Below are 21,505 nucleotides of genomic sequence, written 5' to 3'. Positions count from 1 at the left end.
TCAGTGGGATGCCGGGGCCCGCGTGTGGAGGTGGCAGGCGACGGTTCCCTTCTCGTCGCGCAGGATCTGCGGCACCACGCTGGCACACTGTGGCAGCCTCTCGGGGCAGCGCGGGTGGAAGGGGCAGCCCGAGGGCGGATTCAGCGGATCGGGAAAGGCGATGCCGAGCCCCGTGTCCGGAATGCCAAGGCCGGGCTCCGGTGTCAGGACGGAGGCGAGCAGCGCCTTGGTGTAGGGGTGGCGCGGCTCCTTGAAAAGCGACCGCGTCTCGGCCAGTTCGACGACGCGGCCGAGGTACATCACCGCCACGCGCGTCGCGATGTGCTCGACGACGGCGAGGTTGTGGCTGATGAAGACATAGGTGAGGTTCAGCTCGCGGCGCAGGTCCATCAGCAGGTTGAGGATCTGCGACTGCACCGAGACGTCAAGCGCCGAGGTCGGCTCGTCGCAGACCACGACCTCCGGCTTCATGACGAGCGCGCGCGCGATGGCGACGCGCTGGCGCTGGCCGCCGGAGAGCTCCCTCGGGTAGCGGTCGGCGAAACGCTGGGGCAGGCCGACCTTGTCGAGCATCTCGATGGCCATCCTGCGCCGTTCGGAGGGCGTGCCGATGCCATGCACCTCGAGCGGCAGGGCCACGATGGAGGCGATGGTGCGGCGCGGATTGAGCGAGGAGTAGGGATCCTGGAACACCGGCTGCACGCGCCGGGCCATGCCCTTGCGGCCGAGGTTGCGGATATCCTGGCCTTCGAGCGTGATGGTGCCGGCGCTCGGCGGCAGCAGGCCGAGCAGCATGCGTGCGAGGGTGGACTTGCCGCAGCCCGACTCGCCGACGATGGCGAGCACCTCGCCCTGGCGTATGTCGAGCGAGATGCCGTTCACCGCATGGAGCGTGCGCTTGCCCTTGAACAGGCCGCGGCTCACCTCGAAGGAGCGGGTGAGGTCGTGCGCTTCGATGAGAGCCGTCATGCTGCGTTCTCCAGAATGCAGCGCCAGCGGTGGCCGTCCGCCGTCTCGCGCACCGGCGGGGCGTCGAGGCAGGCGGGGGTGGCCTTGCCGCAGCGGTCGCGGAAGCTGCAGCCGCGCACCTCGCCCACGAGCGAGGGCACGACACCCGGGATGACGCCAAGCCGTCCCCCCGGCTCCGTGCGGCCGGGGACCGGGATGCAGGCGATCAGACCCTGTGTGTAGGGATGGCGCGGGGCGTTGAAGAGGGAGGCCGTCGGCCCTTCCTCCACGATCTGGCCGGCATACATCACCGCCACGCGGTCGGCGATGCGCGCCACGATGCCGAGATCGTGCGTGATCAGCACCATCGCGATGCCGAGCTCGTTCTGCAGATCGACCAGAAGGCGCAGGATCTGGGCCTGAATGGTGACGTCGAGCGCCGTTGTCGGCTCGTCGGCAATAAGCAGCTCGGGCCCGCACATCAGCGCCATGGCGATCATCACGCGCTGGCGCAGGCCGCCCGAGAGCTGGTGCGGATATTGCCCGAGGCGTTCGGCGGCATTGGCAATGCCGACCTTGCCGAGCAGGAAGACGGCGCGCTCCCGTGCCTCCGCCTCGGAGGCACGCTTGTGCAGCCGGTAGGCTTCGACGAGCTGGTTGCCGATGGTGTAGGCGGGGTTGAGCGCCGTCATCGGCTCCTGGAAGATCATCGACATCCGGTTGCCGCGCAGCGCGTTGATGCGGCTCCTGCCGGCGCGCGAGAGGTCCTCGCCCGCGAAGGCGAGGCGCCGGGCCGTCTTCTTCGCGGCCTTCGGCAGCAGGTCCATGATGGCGAGCGAGGTCATGGACTTGCCGCAGCCGGACTCGCCGACGAGGCAGAGCGTCTCGCCGCGCTTCACGGAGAAGGAGATGTCGCGCACCGCATGCAGCGTGCCGCCCGGCGTCGCGATGTCGACGCTGAGGCCGTCAACCTCCAGAACGATGTCGCTGGAATGGGCCATGGCCTCAGCTCCGTCCTTCGGGGGCGATGATGTCGCGCAGGCCGTCGCCGGCGAGATTGATGGCGAAGATGAGCAGCGCCAGCGCCGTTCCGGGGATGGCGATGAGCCAGAACGAGAAGAACATGTAGGCCTTCGCCTCGGAGATCATGAGGCCCCAGGAGGGCAGCGGCGGCTGCACGCCGAGGCCGAGGAAGGAGAGGGCGGCTTCGAGCAGGATGGCGCTTGCCGCCTCAAGCGTGGCGACGACGATGAGATGCGGGGCGATGTTGGGCAGCACCTCGCCGAGCACGATGCGCGTCGTCGATGCGCCGGCCGCCTCGGCTGCCGCCACGTAGTCGAGCGAGCGCACCTGCTGGGTGGCGCTGCGCATGACGACGGCGAAACGGTCCCATTTCAGGAAGCCGAGCACCAGGATGACGATCCAGAGCGAGCCGCCGATCATGGCGACGACGGCGAGCGCCACGAGGATCACCGGCATCGACAGGCGCGTGGTGACGAGGAAGGTGACGAGCATGTCCACCTTGCCGCCGAAATAGCCGGCAGCGAGCCCCAGTGCCGTGCCGATGATGCCGGAGATGATGACGACGCTGATACCGATGAGGAGGGAGATGCGCGCCCCGTAGATCACCCGCGAGAGATAGTCGCGCCCGAGCGGGTCTGTGCCGAACGGGTGCACCCAGGAGCCCTTGGCGTACCAGACGGGCGGCACGTTGCGAGCGCTCAGGTTCTGCAGATAGGGATCGTGCGGCGCCAGGAGCGGCGCGAACAGCGCAATGAGCACGATCGTCGCGAGGATGCCGACGCCGATGACGAATGCCTTTTGCCCCAGCATGCGGCGCACGAGGCGGGAGAAGGCGGAGGGTTCCGCCGCGGCGGGCAGGGAAAGCGGTTCGCTCGTCATGTCAGGCCACCCGGATGCGCGGGTCGAGCCAGGCGTTCGCGATATCCGCCGCGAGCGTCAGCAAGACGTAGAGGACAGACAGCAGCAGGACGATCACCTGCATCACAGGGAAATCCTTGTAGGTGATGCTCTGGTAGGCGAGGTAGCCGAGCCCATCGAGGGCGAAGATGGTCTCGATGACGACCGAGCCGCCGAGCAGGAACCCGAGCTGCACGGCCGTGAGCGCGACCACCGGCACCACCGCGTTGCGCAGCGCGTGCTTGAAGATGACCGTGCGCGTCGGCAGGCCCTTGGCCCGCGCGGTGCGGATGTAGTCCGCCGACAGCACCTCGATCATGCCGGCGCGGATGAGCCGCATGAAGGCCGGCGCCACGTAGTAGCCGAGCGCGATGGTCGGCATGATGAAATGCGCCCACGTCTTGGAGCCGGACACCGGCAGCCAGCGCAGCGTGATGGAGAACAGCATCACGAGCAGGAGGGCGAAGAAGAAGTTGGGCAGCGCCTGCCCGACAACGGCGATGGCAAGCGCGAGCCGGTCGATCCAGCTGTTGGCATAGACGGCGGCGAGCACGCCGAGCGGGATCGAGACGAGCAGCGCAAAGCCGAGGGAGAGGACGCCGAGCAGCAGAGTCGTCGGCAGCTTGGCGAAGACGAGGGGCGCGACGGCGGTCTTGAAGTAGATCGAGGTGCCGAAGTCGCCCCGGAGCGTGTTCCACAGCCATTCGGCATATTGCACGAGCAGGGGCCGGTCGAGACCGTAGGTGCGCCGCACCAGCTCGATGTCCTCCTGCCGCGCGCCCTCGCCGGCGATGGCGATGGCGATGTCGCCAGACATGCGCAACAGGAAGAAGGCGATGGCCGAGACGGCGAGCGCAACGAGCACCGCCAGGCCGAGCCGTTTCAGGATATAGCCGATCATGGGCCGTTCTCCGGGCCGGGTTGCCGCTGAAGGTCGCTTCCGCCCCGTTCCCTCGGGTGAGAGGCGGGCCATGCCGGCCCGCCGGGATCGCCGGCCTCCTGCCCCGCCCCTTGCCCCTTCCGCGGAAGGAAAGGGGCAGGGCGCAGCGCAGGGCGGCCGGCGATCGTTGTCGCGGGGCCTTGCAGCGGGAGAGTTAGTTCTTCCAGGTCATCTCCCAGAAGCGCGGCATCTCGTCCGGATAGGCGCGGAAATCGAGATCCGCAGTGGCGACATAGTAGACCGGCAGCGAATAGAGCGGCACGGCATAGGCCTTCTCGGCGATGCGGACCAGCGCTTCCTTGTAGGCGGCGTTGCGCACGGCCGGGTCGACCGAGTTGTCTCCCCTGTTGAGAGCATCACGCACCTCGGGGTCGCGCGTGATATCGTCGTCACCTCCGGCGAAATAGACCGGCGTGGAGGCGGAGACGTCGTTGACCGAGAACGAACCCCACGTCTGGTGCGTCAGCATCGCCTTGTTGGCGCGGATCTGCTCACGCATCGCCGCATACTGCAAGAAGCGCAGGTTGGTCTTGATGCCGACCGCCTGCAGGTAGCCGATGATGGCCTCGGTCTGGTTGCGCTCGCGATAGGCGACGATGTCGAGCTCAAGCCCGTTGGCGTAGCCCGCCTCGGCCAGCAGGGCCTTGGCTTTTTCCGGATTGTACTCATAGCGCGGCGCGCCGTGGTCGGTGCAGCCGAACTGCGTGGGGAAGCAGATGGTGTGGATGACGCGCGCGCCCTTGCCGACGATCTCCTTCACCATCGTATCGCGGTCGATGGCGTGGTTGATGGCCTTGCGCACGCGCTCGTCCTGCAGCGCGGGGGCGGGCGTGCCCTCCTGCGAGTTCATCTGCATGAAGACGATGCGCATCGTCTCGCCGGAGACGACCTGCAGGTGCGGCACGGACTCGAGCTGCTCGGCCTGATCCTTCGGCACATGCATGATGAAGTCGACGCCGCCCGAGATGGCCTCGGCCATCTGCGTCTGCCGGTCCGGAATGAAGCGGATCTCGATCTTCTCGATGGTGGGCTTGGGCTTGGGCGATTCGGCAAAATAGTCCGGGTTCGCCACGAGGGTGATCGACTTGCCGGGGTCGTACTGCGCCACCTTGTAGGGGCCGGAACCCACGGGCTTGTCGTTTTGCCCGGCGGGGCCGACCTTCTCGTAATACTCGTTCGGGTGGATGACGACCGGTCCGGCGAGATATTCGATGGCTGCCGGGAAGACCTTCTTGGTCGTGATGCGCACCTTGTACTTGTCGAGCTTCTCGGCCTTCTCGATCCAGCTCACGTTCTGCTGGGTGGTGACCTTGTTCTCGGGCTTCGACACGAAGTTCAGCGTGTAGACGACGTCGTCCGCGTCGAACTCCTCGCCGTTGTGGAACTTGATGCCCTCGCGCAGCTCTACCTCAAGCGTGCGGTCGTCGACCCACTTCCAGCTCTTGGCAAGCTGGCCCTTGTAGTCGTTGGTGATCGGGTCGCGATAGATCAGCGTGTCCCAGACGTGCTGGCCGATGATGACGCCGATGCGGACGTTGTTGAAGAACGGATCGACGCTTTCCGGCGCCTGGTCATAGGCCATGACGACAGAATTGTCGCTCTTGCCGGCATAGGCCGGGGCCGAGAGCGCCAGGGCGCTGACCGCGGCAAGGGTCGTGAGCTTGATCAGGTTGCGCATGTTCACCCTCTTGATCGGCGGAACGTGGCACCCGAGAGCGGCCATGACACGCCTGATCGCGCCAATTGCGCGGCGGCGCAGCCATAGGCTTTTACCGGCTGTTCCCCGTTCCCTGGCTGAGGGGGTGCTTGCCCCCTCTGTTGCGAGCCGGCGGAGCCGGATCGTGCGACACATTTTCAGAATACCGCGACACTTTCTGCAATTATATTGTTTCGAAACTTTCATTGCCGAAACGGCAAAGCATAGAGGGCGCACATGCACGGCACGGCCCTGCGCTATTTTCTCGAGGTGGCGCGCACCGGCTCGGTGAGCGAGGCTTCGAGCCGGCTCAACGTGGCGGCGTCGGCCGTGTCGCGGCAGATCGCCAAGCTGGAGCGCGACCTCGGCAGCCGCCTGTTCGAGCGGCGGCCGCGCGGCATGGTGTTGAGCGAGGCCGGCCGGCTGCTCGCCACCTATGCGCGCCGCATGACGCTCGAGGGCGAGCGCGTGGTGAGTCGCATCCGCGAGCTCGAGGGCCTCGCCCGCGGCGAGGTGCGGATCGCGACGACCGAAGGCTTCGCGCTCGACCTGATGCCCGAGGCGATCGTGGCCTTCCGCCGCCGCTACGAGGGCATCCGGTTCGATCTTGCGGTCGTGCCCTTCGCCGCAGTGACACGGCTCGTGCAGAACGGGGACGTCGACATCGGCGTCACCTTTGGCCTCGCGCCCTCACCGGATGTGAAGGTGCAGAGGGCATGGCCGGCGCCGATTCTCGCCGTGATGACGCCGGACCATCCGCTCGCCGCCCGTGAAAGCCTGATGCTGCAGGACCTGCGCGACCATCCCATCACCTTGTCGGAGGCGAACACGACGTTGCGTCAGCTCGTCGACATGGCCTGCGCCGACGAGGGCGTGGCGCTGGAGCCCGTGCTCGTCACCAACTTCGTCTCCGCACAGCGGCGATTCGTCGAGACGGAGGGTGGCGTGCTCGTCGCCGCGCCGCTGTCGATGGTCTCGGGGCTTCTCTCCGGCAGGCTCGTCGCCCGTCGCATCCGTTCGCCGCTTCTCCATCGTCGCCGTTTCGAGATCCAGACCATGCTTGACCGCACCCTGCCGCGGGCCGCCGAGGCCTTCGTCAGCTTTCTCAGCGAGCACATCGACAGCAACCTTGCCGCACTCACCACGGTGCTCGGCTCTCGGGCGGATGCAGGGCCTCTGGAAGCGGGCGAGGGGATTTGATCGACCGCAAGGAAATCGGACACCGCGGCGGCCATGGTCGGGATGCCGGACCTCCGCACCGGTAGTCCTTCGAGGGTATTGTCGATGAACGAGGAAAAGGCGTCCGCCTACGGCGACGAGCGCCTGCCGCGCTATACGAGCTATCCCACCGCGCCGCATTTCACCGCTGCCGTCACGCCGGAAGTCTATGCGCGCTGGCTGGGCGAACTGTCGCCGGACCTGTCCGCTTCGCTCTATCTGCACGTGCCGTTCTGCCGGCAGATGTGCTGGTACTGTGGCTGCAACACCACCGTGATGCGGTCGGACGCGCCAATCGCGGCCTATGTCTCCCGGCTGCTTCGGGAGATTGAGACGGTGGCCGGCTGCATGCCGCATCCGCTCAAGGTCGCCCACGTCCATTTCGGCGGCGGCACGCCGACCATCGTCGCCCCGCAGGATTTCCTGTCGGTGATGGAGCTGCTCAACCGGCACTTCGACCTGCTGCCGGATGCCGAGATCGCTGTGGAAATCGACCCGCGGCGGCTCGACCGGCCGATGGCCCGTGCCTTGCGGGAAGGCGGCGTCAACCGGGCGAGCCTTGGCGTGCAGAGCTTCGACCCGGCGGTCCAGCAGGCGATCAACCGCGAGCAGAGCTACGCCGTCACTGCCGCGTCGGTCGAGATGCTGCAGGAGGCGGGCATCACCGCGGTCAATTTCGACCTGATCTACGGGCTGCCCCACCAGACCGTCGCCTCCTGCCGGGAGACGGCGCGCCAGTGCCTGACGCTGCGGCCGGCGCGGCTCTCCGTCTTCGGCTATGCGCACGTGCCCGGCTTCAAGACACACCAGCGGCTCATCGACGAGGCGGCGCTGCCGGACGGGACCGAGCGGCGGCGGCAGGCGGAGGCGATCGCGGAGGTGCTCTGCGCCGGTGGCTACCGTCGAATCGGCTTCGACCATTACGCCCTGCCGGACGACGAGCTGTCCGTCGCCGAGCGGGAAGGGCGGCTGCACCGCAACTTCCAGGGCTATACAAGCGACGCCAGCGACGTCCTCCTGGGCTTCGGCGCCTCTGCCATCGGCCGCCTGCCCCAGGGATACGTGCAGAACGAGCCGCTGCCTCGCCGCTATTCCAATCTGGTCGAGGCGGCAGGGCTCGCCACCGTCAAGGGCTACGCCCTGACGGCTGACGACAGGCTGCGCGCCGACATCATCGAGCGTCTGATGTGCGACATGGTCGTGGATGTGGGCGAGATCTGCGCCCGGCACGGCACCAGTCCCGAGCCGCTCATGAGCGCGCCACGCCTCGCCGAGGTGGTCCACGACGGCCTCGCCAGTGTCGAGGGCTGCGTCGTGCGCGTGCCTGAGGAGGCCCGCTTCTTCGTGCGCAACATCGCCGCCGCCTTCGACGCCTACCTCGGCCAGGGAGGCCGCACGTACAGCCGCGCCGTGTGAGAGAAGGACTTCGCTGGATCCGTGCCAGACGCAGGGCGCGGCGGACAGTGGCCGCCGCGCAGGGCGGCACAGCGGCAGAGCGTTGCCGGCCTCATGTTTCAGAAAAAAGATCGTCCGAAGGCTTGTGCCTTCGGACGACCAAGTTGCGGCCGTGCGGGGCCGAAAAGGCGGGTTCAGCCGTTGAGACGGGCGAGAGCGGCCTTGTCGCGCAGCACGATGGTGCGGCGGCTGGCCGGCACGTGGATGATGCCCTTGCGCTCGAGCTCGGTGAGTGAGCGCGACACTGTCTCGATGGTGAGGCCGAGGTGGTCGGCAATGTCGAGGCGCGACATGGGGAGCTCGATGGCGTCGTCGCCGTCGAGCCGCTCGGCCATGTCGACAAGGAAGGTGGCGATCTTCTCGATGGCGGACTTGCGCCCGAGCAGCAGCATGTGCCGCTGGGCCCGCTCGAGCGCATGCATCACCGCATCCAGCACCTCGCGCGAGAAGGTCTCGTCGAAGTGGAGTTCGTCGAGATCGCGCCGGCGGTAGGCGATGACGGTCGCGGCCGTGGCAGCCTCGGCGCTGAAGCGGTGCTCGTCACCGGCCTCGACACCGAAGACATCGCCCGGGAAGTGGAAGGCGTCGATCTGCCGGCGGCCGTCGCTCAGCAGCTTCGACGTGCGGATGACCCCCTCGGTGACCCGGTAGAAGAACACGGCCGGATCGCCTTCGGCGAACAGCTCCTCATCCTTCTCAAGGACGCGCACGGAGCCGACCCCGCACGAGCGCCGGCCCTGCGCCGCCATGGCGCGGGACAGCATGCCGGCCTCGAAATGCCTGGCAATTGGAGCGTTCGTCACGGTCTGCATCTGCACCTCCTCGAGGGCAACCCAAATGCCTTGTGGCTTCATGGGTACCGCCGGGAGGGCAGGGGAAAAATCCGCTCGATACCTAAGGGAAACTCCTGATGACCTCCTGTCGCAGCCCGTACGCCAGCCGCCGTTCGGCGCTGTGGGCCCCGCGAGTGCGGCGAGGTCAGGACGCTGCGAGCGCCGTGCGGATGCCGTCGAGAAGCTGGCTGCCCTCCAGCGGCTTCTCCAGCACCTGGAGGAAGCCATGGCGTCCGGCCTGCCGGCGCAGGTCGTCGCTGACCTTGCCGGAGATGAGGATGGCGGGCAGGCTGACCTGGCGCAGGCGCAGGGCTTCCATGAGTTCGAGGCCACTCATGCCGGGCATCGAATAGTCGATGACGATGCAGCCGTGCCGGGGCAGCGCCTTTTCCGCCAGAAGCTGCGGGGCACTCTCGTAGAGGCGCACCTCGAGCCCCTCGAGCTCGAGCGCGAATTTGAGCGAGGCGCGGACCGCCGCATCGTCATCGACGATAAGGACCGGTCCCCCAACCAGCGACATCGACACGTCCCGTAAGTCGCGGCGTTCGGGAGCACCCTACGCCGGCTATGCGAGCAACGGCTTGATGTGCCTCAAGCTGCAGCCCGGCTCCAATTACGGAAATCTACCTATAGGGGGACCGCGCAGGTCAGATCGCGCGCTTCTCGCCGGCGCCCTCACCAACGAGAACCATGCGCACGAGCTGGGACAGGCTCGTGGCCTGCATCTTGGCCATGACGTTGGCCCGGTAGATCTCGACCGTGCGCGGGCTGATGCCGAGCTCGTACGCGATGACCTTGTTGGGCTTGCCGTCCACGAGCCCATCGAGCACCTGGCGCTCGCGCTCGCTGAGCGCCGCGAGACGCTCGTTGAGGGCATTGGCCTCGGCAGCGCGGCGTGCTTCCTCCGCATTGCGGTCGAGCGCCGTGCGCACGGCGGCGAGGAAGACATCATCGTCGAACGGCTTTTCGAGAAAGTCCACGGCGCCCGCCTTCATGGCCGCGATGGCGAGCGGTACGTCCGCATGCCCTGTCATGACGATGACTGGCAGGGTGCTGCCGCGGCGCTTCAGCTCCTGCAGAAAGGCGATGCCGTCGAGCCCGGGCATGCGCACGTCCGTGACGATGCAGCCCGCATTCCCGTTGACGGCGCTCTCGAGAAAGGCGGTGGCGGACTCGTGCAGCCGCACCGGCAGGCCCTCGGAGGCGAGGAGGAAGGACAGCGACTGGCGTACGGCGAGATCATCGTCGACCACGTGGACCACCGCCTCAGGCGCCATGGCTCATTTCCTCCTCTGCGACCGTGCGCAACGTGAAATGGAACGTGGTGCCGACGCCGGCTTCGGTGTCGGCCCAGATGCGGCCCCCGTGGGCCGCGACGATCGTGCGGCAGATGGACAGGCCGACGCCCATGCCGTGCTGTTTCGTCGTCACGAAAGGCTCGAACAGGTGGTTGAGCACCTCCTCCGCCAGGCCCGTGCCGGTGTCGGCAACCGAGATCTGAACGAAATCCCCGCCGGACAGCGCGCGGGTGGAGACCGACAGCTCGCGCACCGGCGCATCCTGCATGGCCTCGATGGCGTTGCGGATGAGGTTGAGCAGAACCTGCTGGATCTGGATGCGGTCGGCAAAGATGTGCGTGGCTGCCGGGTCGAGGTTGAAGGTGACGCGCACGCCCTTTTCCCGGGCGCCGACCAGGGCGAGCGCGCTCGCCTCCTCGATGAGCTTGGGCAGGTTCTCCCGGCACTGCTCGCTCTCTCCGCGGGCGACGAAGTCACGCAGGTGGCGGATAATCTGCCCCGCCCGGAGCGCCTGCTCGGCCGCCTGGCCCACGCCGTCGCGCAGAAGCGCGATGCGCTCGCCCTCCATCTGCGCGAGCAGGCGGTGGCAGCCCTTCAGATAATTGGTGATGGCGGTGAGCGGCTGGTTGATCTCGTGCGCCAGTGTCGAGGCCATCTCGCCGAGGGCCGTGTAGCGCGACATGTGGACGAGTTCGGCCTGCAGCTCCTGCAGCCGCGCCTCTGTTTTCTGCCGCTCGGTCAGGTCGCGGATGAAGCCGGTGAAATAGCGCGCTCCGCCCGACACCATTTCGCCCACCGCGAGCTCCATGGGGAAGGTTGAGCCGTCGCTGCGCTGACCCACGACGACGCGGCCGATGCCGATGATGCGCCGTTCGCCGGTTTTCAGGTAACGCTCGATATAGGCGTCGTGCTTCTCGCGGTAGGGCGAGGGCATCAGGATGCTGACGTTGCGCCCGACAGCCTCCGCCGCGGACAGGCCGAACAGCCGCTCCGCCGCCACGCTGAAGGACTGGATCAGCCCCTGCTCGTCGGTGACGATCATGGCATCGGGCACTGTCTCGAGGATCGAGCGCAGATGCGCCTCGCGCGCCTTGAGCGCTTCCTCGGCCGCGGCGCTGGCCGAGACATCGAGGATGACGAGGGCGAAGCCCATCGGCGCGTTCCTGTCGCCGAGCGGCGTCAGGCTCGCTTGGGCGATGAAGGAGCCGCCGTCCCTGCGTTGCATCGGGCGCCGGATCTCGTGCCGCCCGTCGGCGGCCGCGGCCGCGAGCGCCCGCGCGGGCAGGCCGGCGGCCACGTCTTCGGCCGGGAGAAGCTTCGCCCAGCTCTCGCCAAGCAGCTCGTCCTCTCCCCAGCCGGTGATGGCGCGCGCGCCTGCGTTCACCGTCGTGATCACGCCTTCGGTGTCGAGCACGAAGAGCGCGATATCGACGACGGCGTCGATCAGGAGCTCGGCACGCTCGCTGCGCGAGGCAGCGAACGCCGGTCTGGCGGTAGCTTCGGTCAAGCTGTCCCCCGGACGGTCGGTCACGCCGATTGTATAACGCCGTGCTCGGCCGGGGGCCACCGTTGCGGGTGCGTCAAATCCTTGCGGCGGCGCGTCGCACGTTTGGGAAAATCAAAGCTTGACCGACTGGCCGGACGTGAGCGACGCGACCGCCGCATCGGCGAGCTTCAGCGCGGCAAGGCCGTCCTCGCCCGTCGGCACGGCAATGTCCTCGCCGGCCGCATACCGGCAGAAGGCCGCCAGCTCGAGCCGGTAGGCCTCGGCATAGCGCTGCATGAAGAAGTCGAGCAGCGGGTCACTGGTGAAGCCTGCTGCACTGGCGCGCGTCAGCGTCGTCGCCGTCTGGTTGCCGGCCTGGATCATGCCCTTCTCGCCATGCACCTCGATGCGCTGGTCGTAGCCGTAGGTGGCGCGGCGTGAGTTGGTGATGACGGCAATGCGTCCGCTCGCCGTGCGCAGCGTCGCCGTCGCCGTGTCGACGTCGCCCGCGCCGCCGATGGCCGGGTCGACGAGGGCGGAGCCGGTGGCGAAGACCTCCGTCACCTCCTCGCCAAGGAGGAAGCGCGCCATGTCGAAGTCGTGGATCATCATGTCGCGGAAGAGGCCACCGGAGCGCCTGATGTAGTCGACAGGCGGCGGGGCGGGGTCCCGGCTCGTGATCTGCACGAGCTCCACCTTGCCGATCACTCCGGCCTCCACCTCGGCCTTCAGACGGGCGAAGCTCGGGTCGAAGCGGCGGTTGAAGCCCAGCATCAGCCTGGCCTTTTGCTCGCGCACCACTGCGAGGCAGGCTTCGGCGCGGGCGCTGGAGAGGTCGATGGGCTTCTCGCAGAAGATGGCCTTGCCCGCGCGCGCCGCCTGTTCCACCTGGCTCGCGTGCAGGTCCGTGGGCGTCGCCACGATGACGGCGGCGATGGTCTCGTCCGCCAGGATGTCCTCGACGCTGGCGCGGCGGGCGCCCGTCAGCGCCTGGGCCGCCTCGGCCGCCGCATCGACGGGATCGAAGACGGCGGTGATGCGTGCGTCGGGAAGCGCACTCACCGCCCGGGCGTGGGTGATGCCGATGCGGCCTGCGCCGAGCAGTCCGATGTTGAGCATGGGTGTCGTCCTTGTTCGGGCCCTGTCGCGGCGGCAGGCCGCCGTTCCGATGGTTCCTGTCCGCCGATGCCGGGGCCGGGTCCTCACTTGTCGCGCTGGAAGATCCAGTCGTGGTCGGGATGGTTCTGGAACCGCCACTTGCGGATGGGGCCGGCCATGACGTTGAGGTAGTACATGTCGTAGCCGTAGGGCGTGCCGCAGGGATGGTGGCCGCGCGGCACCAGCACCACGTCGCCGTCGCTGACCGCCATCGTCTCGTCGAGCGTGCCGTCCTCGGTGAACACGCGCTGGAAGCCGAAGCCCTGCGGCGGGTTGAGGCGGTGGTAGTAGGTCTCCTCGAGATAGGTCATCTCGGGATAGCGGTTCTCGTCGTGCCGGTGCGGCGGATAGCTGGACCAATTGCCCTGCGGCGTGAACACCTCCGTCACCAGGAGGCTGTCGGCCACGTCGCTCTCCTCCATGGCGATGGGGTGGATGTAGCGCGTGTTGGCGCCCTTGCCGCGCGTGACCTTCTCGATGCCGGTCAGCACCCGGGCCTCGTGGCCGCCCTTGCCGGGCGCCGTGCAGACGGCGAGCGTGCAGGCCGTTGTCGCCCGCGCCGACCAGTCGGTGCCGTTCGGCGCATAGACGCAGTGCGGCGGCGTGCCCTCGAAGACGTTCATGCGTTCGCCAAGCTCGCCGAAGCTCCTGCCGCCGACGGCGATCTCGGCCTTGCCCTCGACGAGCACGAGGATGACCTCGTTGCCGCCGGTCGGCTCGGCGGCCGTCTCGCCTGGGGCCAGCTTGTAGAGGCCGAAGCCGACATAACCCCATCCCGCACTCTTGGGGGTGATGTCATGCACCTTGCCCGAGGTGCCGGTGGGCTTGCGCAAGAGCTGGGTCATCGTGTCGTCTCCGCCTGGTCCGGGGCGCTCCGTCCTGTCGTCATGCCTTGTCGAGCCCGGCCTCGCGCGCCATCGCCTTGAGCGCCTTCAGGCCCATGGACTGGTATTCGTACGGGTTGCGCACGGCGGGATCCTGCTCGGCCTCGATGACGAGCCACCCCTGGTAGCCGTGCTCCGCGGCGATCCTGAGCACCGGAAGGAAGTCGACACCACCCTCCGGATCGCCCGGCACGGTAAAGACCCCGCGACGCACGCCTTCGAGGAAGGAGAGGCCCTCCTTCTCCACCTCGGCGCGGATGGCCGGGCGCACGTTCTTGGCATGGATGTGGGCGACGCGGGCCATGTGCTTGCGCGCGACGCGCTCCGGGTCGCCACCCGCGAACCAGCAGTGGCCGGTGTCGAGCAACAGGTGCGTCGCCGGCCCCGTATGGGCCATCAATGCGTCGATCTCGTCCTCCGTCTGCACCACTGTGCCCATGTGGTGATGATAGACGAGGGTGAGGCCCTGGCGTGAGCAGTACTGCGCGATCTCCTCCACGGCGGCGCCGAAGGCAGGCCAGCGGTCGGCTGGCAGGACGGGGCGGTCTCTCAAGGCCACCTTGTCGTTGCCGTGGATGGCGTTCGATGTCTCGCAGACGATGCAGACCTTGCAGCCCATCGCCTTGAGCAGGTCAAGGTGCGGCTGGATCGCCTGCTTCTCGTCCTGCACCGAGTGGGCGAGCAGATTGAGCGAGTGCCAGCCGGAGACGAAGGCGAGCCCGTGCGGCACGAGCGCGGCCTTGAGCGCCGCGGGATCCGTCGGCATCTTGTGGCCCTTCTCGATGCCGTCGAAGCCGATCCGGCCAGCTTCGCTGAGGCACTGTTCGAGGCTGATGTTGGCGCCGAGGCTCTGGTCGTCGTCGTTGGACCAGGCGATGGGATTGGTGCCGTAGAGGATCATTGCGCTATCCGCATGGGGCTGGGGTGAGAAGCTGCTGCGCCCGACCGGGGCGCGCTCCGGGATGCCCGGCGTCAATCCGCCGGGCGCTGGTTCTTCAGGTTCCTTTCATAGCCGGCGCGGGCCGCGTTGACCTGCGGCCGCGCGGAGACCTCCGGCACCGGCACGTCCCACCAGTGGCCGCCGGCCTCGGTGGTGGGCATCGGGTCCGTGTCGATGACGATGGCGCTCGGCCTGTCGGCCTTGCGGGCGCGGGCGAGCGCCTCCTCCAGCTCCGCAATGCTCCCCACCTTCTCGGCAATGGCACCCATGGAGGCGGCATGGGCGGCGAAGTCGATGGAGGAGGGAACCACGTGGCGGGCGGTATCGAGCAGGTTGTTGAAGCTCTCGCCACCGGTGGCGCGCTGCAGGCGGTTGATGCAGCCGAAGCCGCGGTTGTCGAGCACGACGACGATGATTTTCTGGCCCAGCATCACCGCCGTGGCGAGCTCCGAGTTCGCCATCATGTAGCTGCCGTCGCCGACCATCACGACGACCTCCCGGTCGGGCCGTGCCATCTTGACACCGAGCCCGCCGGCGATCTCGTAGCCCATGCAGGAGAAGCCGTATTCGAGGTGGTAGCCGTTCGGGCGACTGGCCTTCCACAGCTTGTGCAGCTCGCCCGGCAGGCCGCCGGCGGCGCAGACGAGGATGGCATCCTCGCCGACGCTGCGCTGCACGGCGCCGATGACCTGGGCGTCCGAGGGCAGCACGTTGTCACCGGGCGCGGCGGTAGCGGCATCCACCGCCTTCAGCCACTCGGCCTTCAGCTGCGGCTCGGGCGGTGTCGCCCTGTGGTCACCAAGAGCCGCCGAGAGTGCCTCAAGCGCCACTTTCGCGTCTGCCACGAGGGGGATCGCGCGGTGCTTGCCGGCGTCGTAGGCTGCGACATTGATGGCGAGGATCCGCCGCTCGGGATTGCGGAAGAGCGCCCAGCTGCCGGTCGTGAAGTCTTGCAGGCGGGTACCGACGGCGATGATGAGGTCCGCATCCTGCGCGATGGCGTTGGCCGCCGAGGAACCGGTCACGCCGATGGAGCCGAGGTTGAGCGGATGGTCCCATGGCAGGGACGACTTGCCAGCCTGCGTCTCGGCAACCGGGATCTGGTGCTTCTCCGCGAAGCTGCGCAGCGTGTCCGTGGCGAGCGAATAGAGCACGCCGCCGCCGGCGATGATGATCGGCTTGCGCGCGCGGCGGATAGCCTCCGTCGCCTCGGCGAGCTCTTGCGCGTCGGGCTGCGGGCGGCGGATGTGCCAGGTGCGCGGGGCGAAGAAGGTCTCCGGCCAGTCGTAGGCCTCCGTCTGCACGTCCTGGCAGAAGGCCAGCGTCACCGGGCCGCACTCGGCCGGATCGGTCATCGTCGCCATGGCACGGGGGAGGGCGGTGAGCAGCTGCTCCGGCCGCACGATGCGGTCGAAATAGCGGCTGACGGGCCTGAAGCAGTCGTTGGCGCTCACCGTGCCGTCGCCGAAATCCTCTACCTGCTGCAGAACGGGGTCGGGGGCGCGGTTGGCGAAGACGTCTCCCGGCACCAGCAGCACCGGCAGGCGGTTGACGTGGGCGAGCGCAGCGGCGGTGACGAGGTTGAGCGCGCCGGGGCCGATGGAGGTCGTCACCATCATCGCCCGCCGGCGGTTGAGCGCCTTGGCATAGGCGATGGCCGCATGCGCCATGGTCTGCTCGTTGTGGCCGCGCCATGTCGGCAGCGCGTCGCCTGCCCCATGCAGGGCCTCGCCGATACCGGCGACGTTGCCGTGTCCGAAGATGGCCCAGCAGCCGGCGATGAAGGGCTCGCCTTCAGGGGTCTTCTGCGCGGCGAGCCAGCGGACCATGGCCTGCGCGGCCGTGAGACGGATGGTGCTCATGACGCTTGTCCCTTCTGCGTGCGGACGCTGTCCCAGATGTCGCACAGCTTGCGGTATTTCTCGGCCATCTCGGTGACGGCCTCCTCGTCGCCTATCTCGCCGGCGAACCAGCGCCGCGCTGCGTCGCCGAAGATGGTGCGGCCGACGGCGAAGCCCTTCACCAGATCGAAGGTCGCCGCGAGGCCGAGGCTCGCCGACAGCTCCTCGATGGGAGCATCGAGCCCGAGGACGACGATGCCGCGCGTGTGGGGATCGTTACGCGAGACGGCCTCGACCGCATTGCGCCAGGCAGCCTCGCTGCGCAGCGGCTCCAGCTTCCACCAGTCAGGATAGACGCCGATCTCGTAGAAGCGCTCGATGACGCGCGCAGTCGTCGTGTCGTCCACCGGCCCCGCCTTGGAGGCGATGATCTCCAGCAGGAACTCGAGGTTGTTGCGCCGTGCCGCCTCGGCGAGGCGCTTCACCGTCTCCTCCTGCCGGGCCTTGAGGCCGTCGTCGTCGTCCGGGTGGTAGAAGCACAGCACCTTGACGACATGCTCGAGCGGCCATTCGGCCAGGGCGGTGCCATAGTCGAGGCCGAGCTCCGGCTCGAGCTCCAGCGGCCGCGAGCCCGGCCGCTCCACAGGGCGGCCGATCCACAGGCCCGTGCCGGCTGCGGCATGGAGCGCGTCGCGCCCCAGCCTGCCGTCGCACAGGATGCCGTAGCCCGGCTTGCCATCGGCGACGCGCTGGGCCGCCCTCAGGCACAGGGCCTTGAACAGCCCGATGCGCTCGCGCGGGGCACCGAACCTGTCGGCCATCTCCTCGAGCTGCATGCGATGGTCGAAGGCGAAGACGCGCATCTGCGGCCACTTGCCCTTGCGCGTCGTGGCCCAGTGGATCTGCTCGAGCTCACGGTCGTGGCGCAGGGCGGGGGTGACAATGCCGCGCTTGAGGAAGAACTGCAGCTCCTCCCAGCTCGGATAGGAGGGCGTGCAGCCGTGGCGCGAGACGGCGAAGGCACCGCAGGCGTTGGCGTAGGTGAGGCTCGTCACCCAGTCCTCGCCGGTGAGCCAGCCGCGCAGGAGGCCCGCCATGAAGCCGTCACCGGCGCCGAGCACGTTGAAGACCTCGATGGCAAAGCCGGGGCCGGAGATGCCCTCGTCGAGGCTGTCGGGAATCTCGCCCACGAAGGCGGCAGCCCCCATTGGCCCGCGTTTGCACACGAGCGTCGCCTTGGAGACGGCGCGGACGGCGCGCAGCGCGGCAATGGTGTCCGTCGTGCCGCCGGCGATGTGGAACTCCTCCTCCGTGCCGACGATGAGATCGAAGAGGTGAAGCGTCGACTGCAGCTTCCGCGTCACCGCCTCGGAGGGGATGTAGCGGCTCTCGCCGGCGCCATGGCCGGCAAGGCCCCACAGGTTGGGACGATAGTCGATATCGAGCGCCGTCCGGGCGCCGTTCTCCCGCGCGAGGCGGACGGCCTTGAGCACGGCCGCCTCCGTGCGCGGATGCGACAGGTGTGTGCCCGTCGCCGTCACGCACCGGGTGCGGGCGATGTAGGCGGGGTCGATGTCGTCCTCGCAGAGCGCCATGTCGGCGCAGTTCTCGCGGTAAAAAATGAGCGGAAACTGGTGCTGGTCGCGGATACCGAGGATGACGAGGGCGGTCAGCCTCTCCGGATCGGTCTTCACGCCCTCGACGTCGACCCCTTCGGCAATGAGCTGCTCGCGGATGAAGCGCCCCATGTGCTCGTCGCCGACGCGCGTGATGAGCCCCGCCTTGAGGCCGAGCCGCGCGGCCCCCGCGGCGATGTTGGTGGGCGAGCCGCCGATATACTTGCGGAAGCTCGCCATGTCCTCCAGCCGCCCGCCGACCTGGGCTCCGTACAGATCGACCGACGAGCGGCCGATGGTGATGACGTCGAGCATCACACGGTCCCTCCGAGCGAGCTTTCGAGCTGGGCGAGTTCCTGGCCGCCGGCCATCAGGTCCTGCAGTTCCTCGGCCTTGATTTCGCCGCGAATCGCCGTACCCAGTGTCTTGCCGCGGTTGAGCACCGTGAAGCGGTCACCGACCGCCATGGCGTGGCGCACGTTGTGGGTGATGAAGACGATGCCGATGCCCTCCTTGCGCACCCGGTCGATGGTGGCGAGCACGTTCGCCGTCTGGCGCACGCCGAGCGCGGACGTGGGCTCGTCGAGGATGAGCACCTTGGCGCCGAAATAAACGGCGCGGGCGATGGCCACCGTCTGGCGCTCGCCGCCCGAGAGGGTGCCGACCGCCTGCTCCGGCTCGCGCAGGTTGATGCCCATGCGCCTCATCTCCCGCATCGTCACCTCGTTCGCCTTGGCGAAGTCGATGGTCTTGAACGGGCCGAAGCCTTTCAGCGGCTCGCGGCCCATCCAGAAATTGCGCGTCACGCTCATGAGCGGGATCATCGCCAGATCTTGATAGACCGTCGCGATGCCGGCCGCCATGGCGTCGCGCGGGCTCTCGAAGACGACTTCCTTGCCCTCCACGAGGATGGTGCCGCGCGTCGGCTTGTGCACGCCCGACATCGTCTTGATGAACGTGGACTTGCCGGCGCCGTTGTCGCCGAGCAGGCAGTGGCATTCGCCGGCGCGCACGTCGAAGGAGACGCCCCCGAGCGCGATCACCGCGCCGAAGTGCTTCTCGATGTTTCGCATCTCGATGATGGGAGTGGACATCAGCGCTCTCCCGTGATGAGGCGGCGGATGTAGGTGTTCATGATCACGGCGAGGATGAGGATGGTGCCGAGGAAGACGCGGAAGAGCGAACTTTCGGCCCCTGCGAAGAACAGGCCCTGCTGCACGACGCCGAAGATGAGCGCCCCGAGCGCCGCCCCGATGACGGAGCCGTAGCCGCCGGTGAGCAGCGCCCCGCCGATGACCACGCAGATGATGGCCTCGAACTCCTTGAGGAGGCCGCGGTCGGCTGCCGCCGAGCCGAATTCCATCACCTGGCACATGGCAAAGACGGTGGCGCAGAAGGCCGTGAACATGAACATCAGCACCTTCACGCGGTTGACCGGCACGCCGACATAGCGCGCGGCCTGCGCGTCGCCGCCGGAGGCGAAGATCCAGTTGCCGAAGCGTGTCCTGGAGAGGAGCCAGTGGCCGAAGATGATGAGGCCAAGCGCCCAGACGATGAGCATCGGCACGCCCTCGACCACCGGCTGGCCGGCGCGCGCGCCGCGGGCGAAGGTCTCGAGCAGGCCGATCTCGCCCAGCCAGCGGAAGAAGCCCTTGAAGATGACGCCGCCGAAAAGGGCGGCGAGCCAGTCACCCTCGGCTGCCTCGCGCACGCCGCCGATGATCGTCTGGCGCGTGGTGAGGATCGACAGCCAGATGGTGAGACCGCGCAGGATGTAAAGGAAGGCGAGGGTGACGATGAAACTCGGCAGGCCGGTGCGGATGACGAGCAGACCGTTGATGGCGCCGAGGCCGACGCAGATGGCGAAGGTGACGAGGATGGCGAGCCAGGCCGGCCAGCCCCATTGCACCGTGAGGATAGCCGTGATCACGCCGGCGAAGCCGATCATGGAGCCGACGGAGAGATCGAACTCGCCCGCGATCATCAGAAGGCAGGCACCCACTGCGATGATGGCGAACTGCGCCGAGACGACGAGCCAGTTCTGGAAGCCGGCAGGCGCGAACATGCCGCTGTCGCCCGCCACCATCAGGAAGAAGGCGAAGACCAGGATGACCCCGCAGATCGCTCCAAGCTCCGGCCGGATCATGGCGCGGCGCAGCGATGAGACGGGCTTCAGCCGCTCGTCCGTCATGACGTTCCCTCGTTGTCGGTTGTCGCTTGGCGTGCGGGGCGCGGGGCGTCCCGCCGCAGGTGTGCGCCTCAGCGGTATTCGCCGGCGAGCTTCTCCACGAGCGCGATGTTGTCCTTGGTGATGAAGCCCGGGCCGGAGTTGATGGCATTTGGCGGAATGACGCCGTAGCGGGCATAGTTTGTCAGCAGCACGACGGGCAGATAGCCCTGCAGGAAAGGCTGCTGGTCGATGGCGAAGCTGATGGTGCCGTCCTTGATGGCCGCCGAGATGTCGGCCGAGAGGTCAAAGGTACCGAAGAAGATCTGGCCGGCGAGACCGTTCTCCTTGAGCGCAGCGATCGTCGGTTCGGCGGAGTTCGGGCCGAGTGCGATGATGCCGTCCGTGTCGGGGTTGGCGCGCAGGTAGGCGGACACCTTGTTCTTGACCTCGGACGGATCGAGACCGGTGTCGATCATCTGGCTGCCGAGCGGCACGCCGAGCCCGTCGGCAAAACCCTGGCACCGCTGCACGGAGGCCGGGTTGGTGATGTAGTGATTGACGCACAGGAACTTCTTTACGCCGGCGGCCTTCGCCCGCTCGCCGGCGGCGAGCCCGGCCGCGTGTTCAGGCTGCCCGACGTGCATAAGGGCGCCGATCTCCTTCGATTCCTCGATCGTGCCCGAGTTGACGGTGATGACCGGGATGCCCTGCTCCACGGCCTTTGTTAGCGGGCCCTTGAGCACATTGAAGTCGGCGATGGTGGAGATGATGCCCGTGGGGTTGGACGCCGCCGCCTGCTCGATGATGCGGGCCATGTCGGCGAGGTCGCCCGTCGGCGGGTTGCGGTACTCCACCGTCACGCCGAGCTGGCTGCTTGCCTCCTTCAGGGCGTTCTTGATGGTGTTCCACCAGCTATCGCTGTCGGGCGCGTGGCTGACAAAGACGAAACGCTCGCCTGCCGCATGGGCCGGAGCCGCCACGCCGCCGACGAGTGCGAGGGACGCGACGGCAAGCGCCGCAAGAGTCTTTCTCATGGTTCCTCTCCCAGACTTCGGAAGTGTTCAGTCTGCAGAGCGTGCGCGGTTACCCGCCCGGAGCAGTC

At 67.9% G+C, this 21,505-nt stretch carries 19 protein-coding genes; 2 read left to right on the top strand and 17 right to left on the bottom strand.

All coding sequences use genetic code 11. From position 1 onward, the window contains the following. The 5 genes from HNQ73_RS10175 to HNQ73_RS10155 form a co-directional block, all read right to left on the bottom strand. Entirely contained in the window at positions 1-969 is a 969-nt protein-coding gene (locus tag HNQ73_RS10175; RefSeq protein ID WP_183334728.1) for an ABC transporter ATP-binding protein, read from the bottom strand. Beyond that, the gene (locus tag HNQ73_RS10170) at positions 966-1,949 is read right to left on the bottom strand and encodes an ABC transporter ATP-binding protein (protein WP_183334727.1); all 984 of its coding nucleotides are present in this window, start codon (positions 1,947-1,949) and stop codon (positions 966-968) included. Before HNQ73_RS10170 ends, HNQ73_RS10175 begins: the two co-directional genes overlap by 4 nt. Before the next feature lie 4 nt (positions 1,950-1,953). After that, entirely contained in the window at positions 1,954-2,850 is an 897-nt protein-coding gene (locus tag HNQ73_RS10165; protein ID WP_183334726.1) for an ABC transporter permease, read from the bottom strand. 1 nt (position 2,851) lies between these two features. Further along, positions 2,852-3,769, bottom strand: a complete 918-nt coding sequence (locus HNQ73_RS10160; RefSeq protein WP_183334725.1) for an ABC transporter permease — start codon at positions 3,767-3,769, stop codon at positions 2,852-2,854. A 193-nt stretch (positions 3,770-3,962) separates the two neighbouring features. Beyond that, on the bottom strand, positions 3,963-5,486 hold the full coding sequence (locus HNQ73_RS10155; protein WP_183334724.1) for an ABC transporter substrate-binding protein: 1,524 nt from the start codon (positions 5,484-5,486) through the stop codon (positions 3,963-3,965). Between the two features lie 255 nt (positions 5,487-5,741). Here HNQ73_RS10155 and HNQ73_RS10150 point away from each other — a divergent pair, with 255 nt between their 5' ends. Further along, positions 5,742-6,704, top strand: a complete 963-nt coding sequence (locus HNQ73_RS10150) for a LysR family transcriptional regulator (protein WP_183334723.1) — start codon at positions 5,742-5,744, stop codon at positions 6,702-6,704. Between the two features lie 84 nt (positions 6,705-6,788). Next, positions 6,789-8,138 carry an oxygen-independent coproporphyrinogen III oxidase gene (gene hemN / locus HNQ73_RS10145; protein WP_183334722.1) on the top strand — a complete coding sequence of 450 codons (1,350 nt, stop codon included), beginning with the start codon at positions 6,789-6,791 and terminating at the stop codon, positions 8,136-8,138. Between the two features lie 173 nt (positions 8,139-8,311). Here hemN and HNQ73_RS10140 read toward each other — a convergent pair whose 3' ends face one another. The 12 genes from HNQ73_RS10140 to HNQ73_RS10085 form a co-directional block, all read right to left on the bottom strand. After that, positions 8,312-8,989 carry a helix-turn-helix domain-containing protein gene (locus HNQ73_RS10140; RefSeq protein WP_183334721.1) on the bottom strand — a complete coding sequence of 226 codons (678 nt, stop codon included), beginning with the start codon at positions 8,987-8,989 and terminating at the stop codon, positions 8,312-8,314. A gap of 166 nt (positions 8,990-9,155) precedes the next feature. Beyond that, complete coding sequence (locus HNQ73_RS10135) at positions 9,156-9,530, bottom strand: response regulator transcription factor (protein ID WP_183334720.1); 375 nt, start codon at positions 9,528-9,530, stop codon at positions 9,156-9,158. Between the two features lie 127 nt (positions 9,531-9,657). Next, positions 9,658-10,287 (bottom strand): response regulator FixJ, encoded by a 630-nt coding sequence (gene fixJ / locus HNQ73_RS10130; protein ID WP_183334719.1) that lies wholly within the window; start codon positions 10,285-10,287, stop codon positions 9,658-9,660. Beyond that, positions 10,277-11,815 (bottom strand): PAS domain-containing sensor histidine kinase, encoded by a 1,539-nt coding sequence (locus HNQ73_RS10125; protein ID WP_183334718.1) that lies wholly within the window; start codon positions 11,813-11,815, stop codon positions 10,277-10,279. Before HNQ73_RS10125 ends, fixJ begins: the two co-directional genes overlap by 11 nt. A gap of 111 nt (positions 11,816-11,926) precedes the next feature. Then, entirely contained in the window at positions 11,927-12,913 is a 987-nt protein-coding gene (gene iolG / locus HNQ73_RS10120) for an inositol 2-dehydrogenase (RefSeq protein WP_183334717.1), read from the bottom strand. An 83-nt stretch (positions 12,914-12,996) separates the two neighbouring features. Beyond that, on the bottom strand, positions 12,997-13,797 hold the full coding sequence (iolB, locus tag HNQ73_RS10115; RefSeq protein WP_183334716.1) for a 5-deoxy-glucuronate isomerase: 801 nt from the start codon (positions 13,795-13,797) through the stop codon (positions 12,997-12,999). A gap of 40 nt (positions 13,798-13,837) precedes the next feature. Then, the gene (gene iolE / locus HNQ73_RS10110) at positions 13,838-14,737 is read right to left on the bottom strand and encodes a myo-inosose-2 dehydratase (protein WP_183334715.1); all 900 of its coding nucleotides are present in this window, start codon (positions 14,735-14,737) and stop codon (positions 13,838-13,840) included. A 71-nt stretch (positions 14,738-14,808) separates the two neighbouring features. Further along, positions 14,809-16,638, bottom strand: a complete 1,830-nt coding sequence (iolD, locus tag HNQ73_RS10105; RefSeq protein ID WP_183334714.1) for a 3D-(3,5/4)-trihydroxycyclohexane-1,2-dione acylhydrolase (decyclizing) — start codon at positions 16,636-16,638, stop codon at positions 14,809-14,811. Continuing rightward, a complete protein-coding gene (locus tag HNQ73_RS10100; protein ID WP_183334713.1) occupies positions 16,635-18,548 on the bottom strand; it encodes a bifunctional 5-dehydro-2-deoxygluconokinase/5-dehydro-2-deoxyphosphogluconate aldolase in 1,914 nt (637 codons plus the stop codon). The genes iolD and HNQ73_RS10100 overlap by 4 nt, the downstream gene beginning before the upstream one ends. Beyond that, positions 18,548-19,327: an ATP-binding cassette domain-containing protein gene (locus HNQ73_RS10095; RefSeq protein WP_183334712.1), complete on the bottom strand. Its 780-nt coding sequence runs from the start codon at positions 19,325-19,327 to the stop codon at positions 18,548-18,550. The genes HNQ73_RS10100 and HNQ73_RS10095 overlap by 1 nt, the downstream gene beginning before the upstream one ends. Continuing rightward, the gene (locus HNQ73_RS10090; RefSeq protein ID WP_183334711.1) at positions 19,327-20,424 is read right to left on the bottom strand and encodes an ABC transporter permease; all 1,098 of its coding nucleotides are present in this window, start codon (positions 20,422-20,424) and stop codon (positions 19,327-19,329) included. Before HNQ73_RS10090 ends, HNQ73_RS10095 begins: the two co-directional genes overlap by 1 nt. Positions 20,425-20,492: 68 nt before the next feature. Next, positions 20,493-21,437, bottom strand: a complete 945-nt coding sequence (locus HNQ73_RS10085) for a sugar ABC transporter substrate-binding protein (RefSeq protein WP_183334710.1) — start codon at positions 21,435-21,437, stop codon at positions 20,493-20,495. Positions 21,438-21,505: the final 68 nt, after the last annotated feature.

The organism is Chelatococcus composti (assembly GCF_014201415.1).
Taxonomy (GTDB): domain Bacteria; phylum Pseudomonadota; class Alphaproteobacteria; order Rhizobiales; family Beijerinckiaceae; genus Chelatococcus_A; species Chelatococcus_A composti.
The sequence above is the reverse complement of the archived record's forward strand: the minus strand, read 5'-3'. Positions and strand labels throughout refer to the sequence as shown.

What these genes read in the sequence shown, in the direction of transcription:
- HNQ73_RS10170 (WP_183334727.1), bottom strand. Translation starts at nt 1,949, where the DNA reads ATGGCCCATTCCAGCGACATCGTTCTGGAGGTTGACGGCCTCAGCGTC.
- HNQ73_RS10100 (WP_183334713.1), bottom strand. Translation starts at nt 18,548, where the DNA reads ATGCTCGACGTCATCACCATCGGCCGCTCGTCGGTCGATCTGTACGGA.
- iolD (WP_183334714.1), bottom strand. Translation starts at nt 16,638, where the DNA reads ATGAGCACCATCCGTCTCACGGCCGCGCAGGCCATGGTCCGCTGGCTC.
- HNQ73_RS10085 (WP_183334710.1), bottom strand. Translation starts at nt 21,437, where the DNA reads ATGAGAAAGACTCTTGCGGCGCTTGCCGTCGCGTCCCTCGCACTCGTC.
- iolB (WP_183334716.1), bottom strand. Translation starts at nt 13,797, where the DNA reads ATGACCCAGCTCTTGCGCAAGCCCACCGGCACCTCGGGCAAGGTGCAT.
- HNQ73_RS10135 (WP_183334720.1), bottom strand. Translation starts at nt 9,530, where the DNA reads ATGTCGCTGGTTGGGGGACCGGTCCTTATCGTCGATGACGATGCGGCG.
- HNQ73_RS10095 (WP_183334712.1), bottom strand. Translation starts at nt 19,327, where the DNA reads ATGTCCACTCCCATCATCGAGATGCGAAACATCGAGAAGCACTTCGGC.
- HNQ73_RS10160 (WP_183334725.1), bottom strand. Translation starts at nt 3,769, where the DNA reads ATGATCGGCTATATCCTGAAACGGCTCGGCCTGGCGGTGCTCGTTGCG.
- HNQ73_RS10175 (WP_183334728.1), bottom strand. Translation starts at nt 969, where the DNA reads ATGACGGCTCTCATCGAAGCGCACGACCTCACCCGCTCCTTCGAGGTG.
- HNQ73_RS10165 (WP_183334726.1), bottom strand. Translation starts at nt 2,850, where the DNA reads ATGACGAGCGAACCGCTTTCCCTGCCCGCCGCGGCGGAACCCTCCGCC.
- HNQ73_RS10140 (WP_183334721.1), bottom strand. Translation starts at nt 8,989, where the DNA reads ATGCAGACCGTGACGAACGCTCCAATTGCCAGGCATTTCGAGGCCGGC.
- HNQ73_RS10090 (WP_183334711.1), bottom strand. Translation starts at nt 20,424, where the DNA reads ATGACGGACGAGCGGCTGAAGCCCGTCTCATCGCTGCGCCGCGCCATG.
- iolG (WP_183334717.1), bottom strand. Translation starts at nt 12,913, where the DNA reads ATGCTCAACATCGGACTGCTCGGCGCAGGCCGCATCGGCATCACCCAC.
- HNQ73_RS10155 (WP_183334724.1), bottom strand. Translation starts at nt 5,486, where the DNA reads ATGCGCAACCTGATCAAGCTCACGACCCTTGCCGCGGTCAGCGCCCTG.
- hemN (WP_183334722.1), top strand. Translation starts at nt 6,789, where the DNA reads ATGAACGAGGAAAAGGCGTCCGCCTACGGCGACGAGCGCCTGCCGCGC.
- iolE (WP_183334715.1), bottom strand. Translation starts at nt 14,737, where the DNA reads ATGATCCTCTACGGCACCAATCCCATCGCCTGGTCCAACGACGACGAC.
- HNQ73_RS10150 (WP_183334723.1), top strand. Translation starts at nt 5,742, where the DNA reads ATGCACGGCACGGCCCTGCGCTATTTTCTCGAGGTGGCGCGCACCGGC.
- fixJ (WP_183334719.1), bottom strand. Translation starts at nt 10,287, where the DNA reads ATGGCGCCTGAGGCGGTGGTCCACGTGGTCGACGATGATCTCGCCGTA.